Annotated in this window: 9 protein-coding genes and 1 pseudogene; 6 read left to right on the top strand and 4 right to left on the bottom strand. The window is 66.2% G+C overall.

The annotated features are described in order from the left end of the window. Positions 1-12: 12 nt before the first annotated feature. The 3 genes from BSF38_RS03120 (at position 13) to BSF38_RS03110 (ending at position 4,784) form a co-directional block, all read left to right on the top strand. Positions 13-2,082: a DNA primase family protein gene (locus tag BSF38_RS03120; RefSeq protein WP_076343410.1), complete on the top strand. Its 2,070-nt coding sequence runs from the start codon at positions 13-15 to the stop codon at positions 2,080-2,082. Positions 2,083-2,681: 599 nt separating this feature from the next. Next, a complete protein-coding gene (locus tag BSF38_RS03115; protein ID WP_076343409.1) occupies positions 2,682-2,936 on the top strand; it encodes a PEP-CTERM sorting domain-containing protein in 255 nt (84 codons plus the stop codon). Between the two features lie 222 nt (positions 2,937-3,158). Beyond that, complete coding sequence (locus BSF38_RS03110) at positions 3,159-4,784, top strand: carboxypeptidase M32 (RefSeq protein ID WP_076343408.1); 1,626 nt, start codon at positions 3,159-3,161, stop codon at positions 4,782-4,784. Here the strand turns inward: BSF38_RS03110 and BSF38_RS03105 are convergent. Beyond that, positions 4,754-5,632, bottom strand: coding sequence for a homocysteine S-methyltransferase family protein (locus BSF38_RS03105; protein ID WP_076343407.1), 879 nt, complete (start codon positions 5,630-5,632; stop codon positions 4,754-4,756). The genes BSF38_RS03110 and BSF38_RS03105 overlap by 31 nt on opposite strands. Before the next feature lie 131 nt (positions 5,633-5,763). On the opposite strand from BSF38_RS03105, the gene BSF38_RS03100 reads away from it, so the two are divergent. Further along, positions 5,764-7,101: a DegT/DnrJ/EryC1/StrS family aminotransferase gene (locus BSF38_RS03100; protein ID WP_076343406.1), complete on the top strand. Its 1,338-nt coding sequence runs from the start codon at positions 5,764-5,766 to the stop codon at positions 7,099-7,101. A gap of 27 nt (positions 7,102-7,128) precedes the next feature. Here the strand turns inward: BSF38_RS03100 and BSF38_RS03095 are convergent. Together BSF38_RS03095 and BSF38_RS03090 are read right to left on the bottom strand one after the other, a co-directional pair. Beyond that, positions 7,129-8,033: pseudogene (locus BSF38_RS03095) on the bottom strand (hydroxypyruvate isomerase family protein). A gap of 27 nt (positions 8,034-8,060) precedes the next feature. After that, a complete protein-coding gene (locus tag BSF38_RS03090) occupies positions 8,061-9,419 on the bottom strand; it encodes a Gfo/Idh/MocA family protein (RefSeq protein WP_076343405.1) in 1,359 nt (452 codons plus the stop codon). Between the two features lie 183 nt (positions 9,420-9,602). Between BSF38_RS03090 and BSF38_RS03085 the strand changes: the two genes are divergently transcribed. Beyond that, positions 9,603-10,844 carry an acyltransferase family protein gene (locus BSF38_RS03085; RefSeq protein WP_076343404.1) on the top strand — a complete coding sequence of 414 codons (1,242 nt, stop codon included), beginning with the start codon at positions 9,603-9,605 and terminating at the stop codon, positions 10,842-10,844. A 213-nt stretch (positions 10,845-11,057) separates the two neighbouring features. Further along, positions 11,058-11,930, top strand: coding sequence for a hypothetical protein (locus BSF38_RS03080; RefSeq protein ID WP_076343403.1), 873 nt, complete (start codon positions 11,058-11,060; stop codon positions 11,928-11,930). Positions 11,931-12,075: 145 nt separating this feature from the next. On the opposite strand, the gene BSF38_RS03075 is transcribed toward BSF38_RS03080, so the two are convergent. After that, complete coding sequence (locus BSF38_RS03075; protein WP_076343402.1) at positions 12,076-12,660, bottom strand: sulfotransferase family protein; 585 nt, start codon at positions 12,658-12,660, stop codon at positions 12,076-12,078. Positions 12,661-12,769: the final 109 nt, after the last annotated feature.

Raw genomic sequence — 12,769 nt, 5'->3', positions numbered from 1 at the left:
AGTGATCGTTGCATGATCAGGAACCAAGACGGCTCGCATCCCTGGCCCCCTTCCGCCGCCGATCCCGCACCGGGGGCGGCCGGGGCCGTCGACCTGGCGCGATGGCTGGCCCGAAGGCGGGGACGCGAGACGGCCTCGCGCCCCGATTCGCCGCATCCGAACTCACGGCCCGCGAGCGGCCCGACGCCGGTCGCGACCCGCGCATCGTCTTATGTGGCCAAGCTGCCGCCGGCGATCTCGGGGCAGGGGGGGCACGGTCGGGCGTTCCATGCAGCCTGCGTGCTCGTCAAGGGGTTCGGGCTCAGCATCGATCAGGCCCGGCCGCTGCTCGAAGACTGGAACCGGTCGTGCGTCCCGCCCTGGTCCGCCGCCGAGCTTGAGCACAAGCTCCAAAGCGCCGATAAGGCCCCCGACGAACGACCGCGCGGATACCTGGCGGAGCGCGGGCGCGCGCCTCGTCGCGAGGCGCGCGCGGCTCGACGGCCCGAGCCTCCGGCCCCCGCGCCAGCGCTGCATTGCGAGACCGCAAGCGAGGTTCCGGCAATTGCGATTGAGGGATCAGAGTCGAATCCGCACCGGTTGGCGGTCGTGTTCTTGCTGCAGCGGTTCGCCCATGCGGGAGGCGTAGGCTTGCGGTTCTGGCGGGAACGATTTCATAGATGGGATGACGGCGTCTACCGCGTCGTTTCCGCACCCGAGCTTCGCGCCCAGCTTTCGCAATGCCTGGCCGACGAGTTCCGGCGGCTTCATCACCTGGAGCTGGCGAGAGCCGAGCCCGACGACCGAGGCCGAGGGCGGCGGCCGGCGGGGCCGATCCCGGTTACGAGCCGGCTGGTGGGCGACGTCGTCCAGGCGCTCACGGGCCTGGTCCTCGTCCGCGGCGACGAGTGCGGGTCGCAGCCGTCGTGGATCGACGCGGTTCCCGAGACCCTCGCCCGCGATCCCAACTGGCGTCCGCCCGAGCCGGACGGCGATGAGGCGGCGACGTTCGTGGACTCGGAGTGCGACCTCTCGGAATGGCCGGCCGACGAGCTGATTCCGGCGCGGAACGCACTCGTGCATCCGCCTTCGTTCGTGACCGGGGCCCGGTGCATGATGGCGCCGACGCCCCGGTATTTCAATGCGCACGCACTTGACTACGATTTCGACCCCTGGGCGCCGACCCCGCGCGCCTGGCTCGATCTGCTGGAACAGATCTGGCCCGACGATCCGGCGAGCATCGACAGCCTGCAAGAGTGGTTCGGCTATTTGCTGACGACCGACACAAGGCTTCAGAAGATCCTCATGATGATCGGTCCGAAGCGGTCGGGCCGGGGGACGATCGGCCGGGTGCTGAAGGCGCTCGCGGGGCCGAACAACGTCGTCAATCCGACGCTCTCGACGCTGGCGCGGCCGTTCGGCCTGTCGGTGTTGATCGACAAGCCGGTGGCGATTTTCCCCGACGCGCGGCTGTCAAGCCGGCCCGACAACGCGGCGATCGTCGAATCGCTGCTGTCGATCAGCGGCGAGGACGATCAGTCGATCGACCGCAAGCACCTGCCCTCGTGGACCGGGCGGCTGCCGACGCGGTTCGTACTCATCTCGAACGAACTACCGAGGCTGAAGGATTCGAGCCGGGCGCTGTCGAGCCGGCTGGTCATCCTCCGGTTCACACGTTCGTTCTACGACCGCGAGGACGTGACGCTGTTTCAGCGGCTCAACGGAGAGCTACCGGGGATCTTGCTCTGGGCGTTCGAGGGCTGGCGACGGCTCCGGCTCCGCGGCCGGTTCCTGCAGCCCGACTCGGCCCGCGACCTGATGGAATCGATGGATGAGATGGCCAGCCCGATCGCGACGTTCCTCGACGATCGTTGCATGCTCGAACCCGGCGCGACGATCTCGTCGGGCGCGCTCTACGAGGCGTGGCGGACCTGGTGCCGCGAGCACGGTCGCGACGCCGTCGGAGAGGAGCAATCGCTCGGCCGCGACCTCCACGCCGCGATCCCCGGCCTGACCAAGAGCCGCCACCGCGACGGCGCCGTCCGCACCGTCCACTACAACGGCCTCCGGCTCCGAACAATCCTCGACATGGACGCCCCGTAGCCCGACGCGGTCGATTCGCGCCAGAACGCCGGCCTGGGGTGTCGCCTTCCCCTTAAAGAATTGGTATTCTCGAAAATCGCCGGTCTCCGTCTTCGGCTTAATTCTGAGCGGGGCTCGCGCAAACAGTGTGTCGGCTCGCAATTCGACCCAAGCATTGTGGCGTGCAGTAGCCTTTGGAAAAGCCTCGTTCTTTATTGTTGACTATCGAGATTGGCTTGGTCAAAATCAAAGCCGCCTAAGCTCGCGCTGTTCCGACCGTTCGGGGTCGGGGGTTGGCGAGGTGATGGGCCGTCGACCATGAGCGTCGACGAGGGGTTTCATGATGGCGGCCGTCGGTTGCCCACGAGCGAATCCACCGTGCCGGAAAACGGCGAGTAATTCGCGATTTGTGAACTTTCGGGACGATTTGGCATGGAGGCTGCATCGATTTCTACGTTCAAGGCGATGATCCTGCGGCAATCGACGAATTTCTTCGATGACTCGCGTGAACTTCATCGCAACTCAGGAATGTTTTCGTATAAATCGACTGATGTCATGGAATACGTGATCGTCCAGCCGGCTGATCTTGGACTGTTCGAGACATCAGGAGGAAAGCATCCATGAAACGATCCAGGGCCAAGCTCTTGGCCGTCTCCGCTTCCACGATCCTGGCCATCGCCGCGGCGACGAGCCAGGCGGGTTCGCCTCTTCCGTCCGACCTCGCCTCCAGCCAGATCGTCATCGGGGCCGATCAACCGGCCGCCGTCGTGCAGGACGATCCGACGCCCGTTCCCGAGCCGACATCACTGGCTCTCTTCGGGATTGGAATCAGCAGCTTCATTACGCTTCGCCGCTTCCGCAAATTGTTCTACTGATTAAGTTTACTTCATACGATTGCCCCCGGCGCGGGTTGCCGGACGGACCGAGTTTCGCTCCAGCCGACGGCCCTGAAAATCCCCTGACGACCCTCTCGGCCTGGACCCACGTCCAGGCCGTTTGTATTTTCGAAGCGTCCCCGGGGCCGGCGTCCTTCTGGATTCGCGTCGAGCGGTCCGCGCGCTCGGGACGCTTCCCGAAGAAGATCGCGAGCCGGGTCCATGCCGACGTCCACGTCGAAAGCCGCCAAGGAAACCGCCCTCTACGACGAACTGATCGGGAGATCGCGCGAGCTGACCGTGCTCGGCTCGTGCTCTGCGGTTCTGGGCTGGGACGAGCAGACGTACATGCCCGCCGGCGCCGCCGCCCATCGCGGCGAGCAGCTCGCCTTGCTCGCCGGCCTGCAACACGACCGAGCCACCGAGTCGCGGCTCGGCGAGCTGCTGTCGGTTCTCGAAAACTCGTCGATCGCCGCCGACCGCGACTCGATCGAGGCGGCCAACATCCGCCAGCTTCGGCGCGACTACGACCGTCGCACCAAGCTTCCTCGCGGCCTGGTCGAAGCGCTCGCCCGCACGACTTCGCTCGCTCAGCAAGAGTGGATCACCGCGCGCAAGAATTCGGATTTCGCCAGCTTCCGCCCCTGGCTCGAACAGGTGCTGGAACTCAAGCGGCAAGAATCTCAATGTCTTCATGAAACCCTGGTGAAGGAACGCCGCGCCGCCGCCAAACCGGCGCATCCGGAGGACGAGCCCAAGCCGGACGCCGGGGCCACGATCTACGACCCGCTGCTCGACCAGTACGAGCCGGGAGCGGAGACGTCACGGCTGCGAATCTTGTTCAAGGCGCTTCGCGAGGAGCTGGCGCCGTTCGTCCGGGACATCGCCGAGGCATCCCGCAAACGGGAAGCGCGGGGCGAGGGGGTTAAGACGTCGATCCTGGAGCGGTCGTATCCGGTTGAGCGGCAGAAGATGTTCGGCGAAGCGGCGGCGGCGGCTTTGGGCTTCGACTTCCAGCGCGGGCGGCTCGACGTCTCGGCGCACCCGTTTTGCACCGGGATCGGGCCGGGCGACGTGCGGGCGACCACGCGGTTCGACGCGCGGCAGTTCAGCGACGCGTTTTTCGGCGTCCTTCACGAGGTCGGCCACGGCCTCTACGAGCAGGGTCTGCCGGTCGAGCAGTACGGCGCGCCGGGGGGCGAAGCGGTCTCATTGGGGGTTCACGAGTCGCAGTCGCGGCTCTGGGAGAACGCCGTCGGCCGCAGTCGGCCGTTCTGGAACTACTGGTTCCCGATCGCCCGCCGCGTGTTCCAGGACGCGCTGCACGACGTGCCGCTCGACGCTTTCCTGGCGGCGGTCAACCATGTCGAGCCGACTCTGATCCGGGTCCAGGCCGACGAAGTGACGTACAACCTGCACATCCTGATCCGGTTCGAGCTGGAGCAGGCCCTTTTGACTGGCGATTTGCCGGTCGCCGACCTCCCTTCGGCCTGGAACGCGAAGTACGCCGAAATGCTGGGCGTGACGCCGACGAACGACGCCGAGGGCTGCCTGCAAGACATCCACTGGAGCGCGGGGCTGTTCGGGTATTTCCCGACGTACACGCTCGGCAACCTGTACGCAGCCCAGCTTTTCCACAAGGCGAACGCCGATCTGCCGGGCCTCGACGACGCCTTCACCCGGGGCGAGTTCTCCGAGCTGCTGGCCTGGCTCCGCGACAAGATCCATCGCCACGGCCGACGATACACGCCGACCGAGTTGATCGAACGCGCGGTGGGAGAGCCCATCGATCATCGTCCGCTCATGGCTTCACTTCGTCACAAGTACGGCGCGTTGTACGGAGTCTGATCCCGGGCCGCGACCAGCGCGCGAACGAAGTCAGGCCCCGCGCCGCAGCAGCCGCCGACGAAGTCAGCCCCGGCGGCGGTCAGGGCGGGGAGAAACGCGGCGAACGCCTCGGGGCCGAGCGGGTAGACCGCCCGGCCCTGTTCGGTCGTCGGCAGGCCGGCGTTGGGCTTGATCCAGACGGGCAAGCCCGACGCGGCTTTGAGGCGGCGGCAGAGGTCTGGAAACCGCTCAGGGCCGGCGCCGCAGTTGGCCCCGACGGCGTCAGCGCCGGCGTCACACATGGCGTTCGCGACCTCCTCGGGAGTCGCGCCGGCGAGGGTAAGGGGCTCGCCGGTTCGGTCGTCGAAATGGAACGAGACGATGATCGGCAGGCCGGTCGGCCGGGCGGCGGCGACGGCCAGGCGGGCCTCGTCGAGATCGCTGAACGTCTCGAAAAGCAGGGCGTCGACGCCCCCTTCGGCGAGCGCTCCGGCCTGGAGGGCGAAGGCGTCGGTCGCGAGGCGACCCGCGCCGATCGGACCGATCGAGCCGAAAACACGGACGACGCGATCGGCGGCCGATGCGGCGGCGCGGCGGGAGATCTCGGCGCCCCGGCGATTGACGGCCTCGGTCGCCTTTCCGAGCCGCCCGAGGGCGATCGGGTTGGCCTGGAAGGTGTTGGTCAGGACGACGTCGGCGCCGGCCTCGACGTACGACCGCGCAACGGCCTCGACGACGTCGAGGTGGGACTGGTTCCAGAGGTCGGCCGACTCGCCGAGTACGAGTCCGCGGCGGAGCAGTTCGGAGCCCCAGCCGCCGTCGGCGACGACGACCCGCCCGGCGGGGAAGAGGTGTTGCAGGCGGTTCATGGCGAGGTACTCCGGTCGGCGTCGTGGAATCGTGCAGCCTTGGCTGATTGCCGAGCGGCTCGCCAGGGGGTACGCTGGGCGTCGGTTCGAGCATCGACACGTCGAGACTCAGGCTGGGGGCCGGCACGACCATGAAGAACCCAACGGATCGTCGGACCTTTCTGGGCGCGGCCGCGACGGCCGGGGCCTTTTTCGCGGGCCGCGCGGCGAGGGCGGGCGAAGCCGGCAAGCCGGCCTTGTTGGGGGGCGAGCCGGTCCGCCGCGCGTCGTTTTCGAGCTGGCCCCGGACCGACGCCCGCGACGAGAACAACCTGCTCGAAGTCTTGCGGAGCGGGCGCTGGTTCCGCGGCGGCGGCGACAAGGTGAATCAGTTCGAGACGGCCTTCGCCGAGCTGACCGGCGCCAAGCATTGCGTGGCCGTCGCCAACGGCACCAGCGCGCTGACGACGACGCTGTCGGCGATCGGAGTCGGGCCGGGCGACGAGGTGATCGTCCCGCCCTATACGTTCATCGCCACGGTCAACGCCGTGATGCTTCAGTACGCCTTGCCGGTCTTCGTGGACGTCGACCCCGAGACGTTCCAGATCGACCACGCGAAGATCGAAGCCGCCGTCACCGACCGCACCACGGCCGTCGTTCCGGTCCACCTCGGGGGCTCGCCGGCGAACCTCGACGCGATCCTCGAAACCGCCTCGAAACGCAAACTTTCGGTCGTAGAAGACGCCTGTCAGGCGCATCTGGCCGAGTGGCGCGGGCGGAAGGTCGGCACGCTGGGGACGGCCGGGTGCTTCAGCTTCCAGGTCTCGAAGAACCTCAGCTCGGGCGAGGGGGGCGCGATCCTCACCAACGACGGCGACCTCGCCGAACGCTGCTACGCGTTCCAGAACAACAACCGAGGCCGAGCCGTCGACTCCTACAACTTCCGGTACGTCGGCGGCCGGGCGACCAACCTCCGGCTCACCGAGTTCCAGGGCGCGCTCTTGCTCGGGCAGCTCACCCGGCTCGAACAGCAGTCGGCGACCCGCGAGCAAAACGCGGCGCATCTCACGAGCCTGCTTCGCGAAATCCCCGGGATCGCCCCCGCGAAGATGCACGAGGGCGTCACCCGGAACGCCTATCACCTTTATATGTTCCGATACCATCCCGACGCCTTCGCGAGTCTGCCGCGCGCCCGGTTCCTCGAAGCGTTGAAGGCCGAGGGAATCCCGGCGTCGGGCGGCTATTCGCCGCTGAACCGCGAATCGTTCCTGCAAGCGGCCCTCGATTCCAAGGGCTTCCGGCGGGTCTTCTCCAAGGAAGTCCTCGACGGCTACCGCGACCGCAACCAATGCCCGGCCAACGACCGGCTCTGCGAAGAGGCCGTCTGGTTCACGCAGAACATGCTGCTGGGGACGCGCGGCGACATGGAGCAGATCGCCGCCGCCGTCCGCAAGATCCAGGCGCACGGGGCCGATCTGGCGAAGGCGTGAACCTTCGCCGCGCGGCTCCCAGAACGCTCAGACGATGCTCAGTTCGACGGCCTCGTTCAGGCTGGTCAAGGGGTCGCGGACCGGGATGAACTCGTGGGCGTAATAGCCCTGGAAGCCGACGTCGGCGACGGCCTTGGCGATGGCCTTGTAGTTCAGCTCCTGGGTCTCGTCCAGCTCGTGCCGGCCGGGGTTGCCGCCGGTGTGATAGTGGCCGAAGGCGTCGTGGTCCTTCTCGATCGTGCGGATCACGTCGCCTTCCATGATCTGCATGTGATAGATGTCGTACAGCAGCTTGAAGTTGCCGGAGCCGACGCGCTTGACCAGCTCGACGCCCCACTTGGTGTTGTCGCACATGTAGTCGTGGTGGTCGACCTTGCTGTTGAGCAGCTCCATGCTGAGGATGACGTTCGCCTTTTCTGCGACCGGGACGATCTGCTTGAGCGCCTTGACGCAGTTGTCCATGCCGACGCGTTCATCGATGCCGCGACGGTTGCCCGAGAAGCAGATGACGTTCCGCCAGCCTTCCTTGGCGGTGGCCTCGATCGCCTCGTTGATCTTCTTGAGCGCCATCTCGTGGAACTTCGGCTCGCAGAGGCCGTCGGAAAGCGGGTGCGAGCTGGTCATGGTGCAGACCAGGCCGTACTTCTTGACGGTCTCGAACTCGGGGGCGTGAGCAGGTCGATGCCGACCAGGCCCATCCGCTTGCCGGCCGAGCACAGCTCGTCGAGCGGAATCTTGCCGTAACACCATCGGCAGACCGACTGCTTCAGCCGGCCTTCCGCCGCGTTCTTCCTGACCGCCTTCGCGTCGGCCGCGAGAGCCGTTGAGCCGCCGGCCAGCACGCCGACGGCCGCGACGGTCGTCGCGCCGCGGAGGAGGTCGCGACGGGTCGACGGGAAACCGATCGGATTGGATTCATAAGATCGCGTCATGACGTGTTCCTTGGAGAATAAAAGGAGTCAGGCCGACGGTGGTTCGGGATGGACCCAGGGTTGACGGTAGGGGCGGCGGAGCCGCTGGTTGGCCTCGTCGTCGCCGACGACGCGCTGGTGCTCGGCGTCCCAGGTAAGCGACCGGCCGAGCTGCTGCGACATGTTGGCGAGGATGCAGGTGGCCGTCGAGATGTGGCCCTGCTCGATGTCGGCGACGGGCTTGCCGCGGTCGGCGATGGCCTTCAGGAAGTCGAGCATGTGGTAGCGGATCGCCGGCGCGACGTGCTTTTCGAGATCCTTCTCGGTCTTGTCGACGGGGTACTGCTCCAACTCGTAGGTCACGTCGCGGTGGACCGGAGCACCGGTGTTGGGGATGAAGTCGTAGCCCATGACGCTGAGCTTGAGCGTCCCGTTTTCGCCGTAGATCGTCGCCCCCCAGGGATAGGCCGGGTCGGGCGTCGAGCCCCAGGTGCGGTGCTCCCAGAGGACGTTCAGGTCGCCGTAGTCGAAAGCCGCGGTCTGGGTGTCGGTGATGTTCGCCTTGCCCCCCTTGGACATCAAGATCCCGCCGGTGGACGAGACCCGCTTGGGCCATCCCAGGTCGAGCATCCAGCGCACCATGTCGAGCATATGAATGCACATATCGCCGACGATACCGTTGCCGTACTCCATGAACGCCCGCCAGCCGCGCGGGTGGACGATGGAGTTGTACGGCCGCATCGGGGCCGGGCCGGTCCACATCTCGTAGTCGAGGTTCTCGGGCGGAGCCGTGTCGGGCGGATTGCTCTGATTCCGCATGTGATAATAGCAGTAAGTTTCGACGAATCCGATCTTGCCGAGCTTGCCTGGCTTGATGATCGTGTCGCGGGCCTCGATCAGGTGCGGCGTGCTCCGGCGCTGGGTGCCGACCTGGACGACCCGGCCGTGCCTGCGAGCAGCGGCGAGCATCGCCTGGCCCTCGGCGACGTCGACGCTGATCGGCTTCTGGACGTAGACGTCGGCACCGGCCTCGACGGCGGCGATCATCGGCAGCGCGTGCCAGTGGTCGGGCGTGGCGATCAGGACGACGTCGAGGTCTTTCTCCTTGAGCATCTCGCGGTAGTCGCCGTAGGTCCTCGGCCGCTTCTTCGACGCCTGCCGGACGGCGGTCGTGTCGGCGGCGTCGGCGAGCATGTTCTTGTCGACGTCGCAGAGCGAAACCACCTCGACGGGCGCGACCTGGATCAGACGGAACAGGTCGGCCTTGCCGTACCAGCCGCAGCCGATCAGCCCCACTCGCTTCGCCGGCTGGTCGGCGGCCATCGCCGCGACTTCCCGCCACGCCGGCCATGCCAGACCCAACGCACCAGCGCCGACGCCGGCCTTGAGAAAATCTCGACGATCCATGACGCGACCTCGTTCTCGACCAAGGGACAGCCGACCTCGCACGCCTCCCAGTCTATTGCGTGCGCGAGCCCTCCGCGAGAGGTTAGCCCGCCGGCTGGTGCTCGCTTCGCTAGCCCGGGCGCGGTAAGGTGTTGCGAGCGTCGGTCGGGCTTTTGAACGTCTCCGTCGAGCTGAGAATCCACGATGAGCGCCAGCGTCCCGCTTCCAGAAGAGGTCTCGCAGGCATCCGGCCCGGCGGTCGGGGTTCCGGCTCCCGTTCCGGCTCGCCTCGACTCGATCGACGCGTACCGCGGGCTGGTGATGTTCCTGATGATGGCCGAGGTCCTGCGGTTGGGCCGGATGGCCGAGCTGCACCCGGACAATCCGATCTGGAAATTCCTGGCCATGCACCAGGACCACGTCGAGTGGGTCGGCTGCGTGCTTCACGACATGATCCAGCCGTCGTTCTCGTTTCTGGTCGGCGTCGCGCTGCCGTTCTCGCTGGCGAGCCGGACGGCCAAGGGGCAGACCCGCGGGATGATGACGCTTCACGCGCTCTGGCGGGGGCTGGTGCTCGTGCTGCTCGGCGTCTTCCTCCGGTCGGTCGGCCGTTCGCAAACGAACTGGACGTTCGAGGACACGCTCTCGCAGATCGGCCTCGGGTATCCGTTGCTCTTCCTCCTCGGCTGGCAATCCACCCGCGTAAAATGGGCTGCGCTGGCGGCGATCCTCGTCGGCTACTGGGGGCTGTTCGCGGCCTATCCGCTGCCCGACGCATCATTCGATTTCCCCGCGCACGGCGTTCCGGCCGACTGGCCGCACCTGCTGAACGGGTTCGCGGCCCATTGGAACAAGAACACGAATCCCGCCTGGGCGTTCGACGTCTGGTTCCTCAACCTGCTCCCTCGCGAGAACCCGTTCCGGTACAACGGCGGCGGCTACGCGACGCTGAGCTTCATTCCGACCCTCGCCACCATGATCCTCGGCCTGATCGCCGGCGACGTGCTGCGGAGCGACCGCTCTCGATGGTCCAAGACGCGCTGGCTGACCATCGCCGGAGTCATCACCGTGGGCCTGGGCTGGGGTCTCGGCGAGCTGGGCGTCTGCCCGGTGGTCAAGCGGATCTGGACGCCGAGCTGGGTGCTTTACTCCGGCGGGATCAGCTTCCTGTTCCTCGCCGCGTTTTATCTCGTGCTCGACGTCTTCAACCTGAAAGCCTGGGCGTTCCCGCTGCGGGTGATCGGCATGAACTCGATCGCCGCCTACTGCCTCAGCCACCTGATCGAAGGCTTCATCAACTCCAGCTTCAAAACCCACCTCGGCAAAGACGTCTTCAACCTCTTCGGAGCCGGCTGGCAACCGTTCGTTCAAGGTGTAGCGGTCTTGTCGGTTCTCTGGTTGATCCTATTCTGGATGTATCGTCGCAGGCTGTTCCTGCGCGTTTGACCTCATCGGGCGTCGTTGCCCGATCCATGGCGTTTGGTCCGCGTTTTGCTTTGGCTATGGCACCAGTGCGCCCACGACCCCTAACCGTTAAAGATTTTCTATTTGTCTCTTCTTTCCCATGTTGTAGAATTCTCGGGAAGCCTCTCAGCGAGCACCGAGACGAGCAGCCTGGGGCGGGAGAGGCGCCAGACTGACAACCGGAGGAGAACAGAGATGCGGATTCGTGCGAGTTTGGCGGTGGCGGCTGGCCTGTTGATGGCGGTCGAAACGGCGTCGGCGTGTTCGACGTGCCATCGCAACCCCTGCGTGGCGGTTGCGCCTCAGCCCGCCTACCAGTGCGTGACGGAAATGGTTCCGTACACGGTCTATAAGAAGCAGTGGCGGACCGAGTACGAGACGGTCAGCAAGACGGTGATGACGCGGGTTCCGGTGACGAACTACGTCGAGCGTCAGCGCGTGGTTTGCAAGACGGTCTGCGACACGGTCGACGTCCCCCGTCAGCGCGTGGTCTGCAAGCCGATCCACGAAACCGACTACGTCACGCAGAACTTCACGGTCTGCAAGCCGGTCCAGACGACCCAGCAGGTGACGCAGTACTGCATGCAGCCGTCGACCCAGCTCGTGACGGTCCCCGTCACTCAGAAGAAGTGCCTCTTCCACCACAAGCCGGCCTGCGGCGAGTGCAAGACGGTCGTTCAGACGACCTTCACGCCGGTCCCGGTGGTGAAGGACGTGGTCGTGACCCAGATGGTCCAGGAAACCCAGACCCGCCAGGTTCCTGTGACCCGCACCCGTTACGTCCAGGAAGTGGTCAACGAGGTCCAGAAGGTCACGCAACGCCGCCAGGTTCAGGAAGTGGTCACCGAGCGCGTTCCGGTCGTGACGTGGACGTGCGAGCCCCGCACCGTGACCAAGCAGGTCCCCCACAAGGTCTGCGAGCAGGTCGCCGTCACCTGCTACAAGCCGGTCAAGCGGGTCGTCCCGGTGACCTACGCCGCCCCGGTCGAGTACGCCGCCCCGCAGGCCGTCGCCCCGTCGATCCAGGCCGCTCCGACCAGCCAGATCGCCCCCTCGAAACAGATCTGAACTGATGATCGAGTCGACTCGACTCCGACTCGATCCTGACCGCAAAAAGAAACGGGACAGGAACTCTCGGCGACGGCCCTGGGTTCCATCCCGTTTCGTTTTTTCGAAGAGCGGATTTCCGCCTTGCAGCCGGTCCCACGACGAGTCAAGGGCTCGTCGCGTCGTCGGCCTTCCGGTTGCGGTAGAGCGAGGGATCGACGGCGGCGGCCATCTTGTCGACGTCGAGCCGGCCGCCGAAGAACGCGTTGACCTGCTCGGCCTGTTCGCGAGGGTTGGCGACGAGGTCTTGATAGCGGACGAACAGCACGTTCATGTTCGGCTGCTCCTTGAGCCAGGCGAACAGCCGGTCGAGATGCGCGGTGAACGCGCGCTGGATCTCGTCGCGGGGAGCGGCGGGCCGGCCCAGGCGTTCGAGCATCTTCTCCTGGGAAGCCAGCATCTCCTCGAACTCGCGGCGCATGAAAACGATGCGGTACGTCTCGGACGGCGGCAGCTCGTACAGGAGCTGCGAGACCATCTTGAAGCCCTTGCCCCGGGTGTCGGGCAGCCAGGAGGCGTCTTCCTTGATCTTCTTGACCTGCTCGAACTCGTAATACCCGCGCGGGTTGTCGATGTCGGACGTCCGGAGGTTGTCGGTGACGACCTCGACGCCCCCCTGCGCGAGCATCTGCATCATGAGCGACGTGCCCGAGCGCGGCAGGCCCGAGACGATGGTGATTTCCGAATTCATGAACCGACAGCCTCCCTGAAAACGTCAAGTCAGGCTGGATTCTAGCGTCCTCACCCCGCCGATGCGAGCCGAGACCGGCGGGGCCCGCGATCTGCATGAGTGGATCGGC

The organism is Paludisphaera borealis (assembly GCF_001956985.1).
Lineage (GTDB): Bacteria > Planctomycetota > Planctomycetia > Isosphaerales > Isosphaeraceae > Paludisphaera > Paludisphaera borealis.
The sequence above is the reverse complement of the archived record's forward strand: the minus strand, read 5'-3'. Positions and strand labels throughout refer to the sequence as shown.

Bases quoted from the DNA above. Each gene is read 5' to 3' on its own strand.
- BSF38_RS03120 (WP_076343410.1), top strand. From the start codon at position 13: ATGATCAGGAACCAAGACGGCTCGCATCCCTGGCCCCCTTCCGCCGCC.
- BSF38_RS03115 (WP_076343409.1), top strand. From the start codon at position 2,682: ATGAAACGATCCAGGGCCAAGCTCTTGGCCGTCTCCGCTTCCACGATC.
- BSF38_RS03110 (WP_076343408.1), top strand. From the start codon at position 3,159: ATGCCGACGTCCACGTCGAAAGCCGCCAAGGAAACCGCCCTCTACGAC.
- BSF38_RS03105 (WP_076343407.1), bottom strand. From the start codon at position 5,632: ATGAACCGCCTGCAACACCTCTTCCCCGCCGGGCGGGTCGTCGTCGCC.
- BSF38_RS03100 (WP_076343406.1), top strand. From the start codon at position 5,764: ATGAAGAACCCAACGGATCGTCGGACCTTTCTGGGCGCGGCCGCGACG.
- BSF38_RS03090 (WP_076343405.1), bottom strand. From the start codon at position 9,419: ATGGATCGTCGAGATTTTCTCAAGGCCGGCGTCGGCGCTGGTGCGTTG.
- BSF38_RS03085 (WP_076343404.1), top strand. From the start codon at position 9,603: ATGAGCGCCAGCGTCCCGCTTCCAGAAGAGGTCTCGCAGGCATCCGGC.
- BSF38_RS03080 (WP_076343403.1), top strand. From the start codon at position 11,058: ATGCGGATTCGTGCGAGTTTGGCGGTGGCGGCTGGCCTGTTGATGGCG.
- BSF38_RS03075 (WP_076343402.1), bottom strand. From the start codon at position 12,660: ATGAATTCGGAAATCACCATCGTCTCGGGCCTGCCGCGCTCGGGCACG.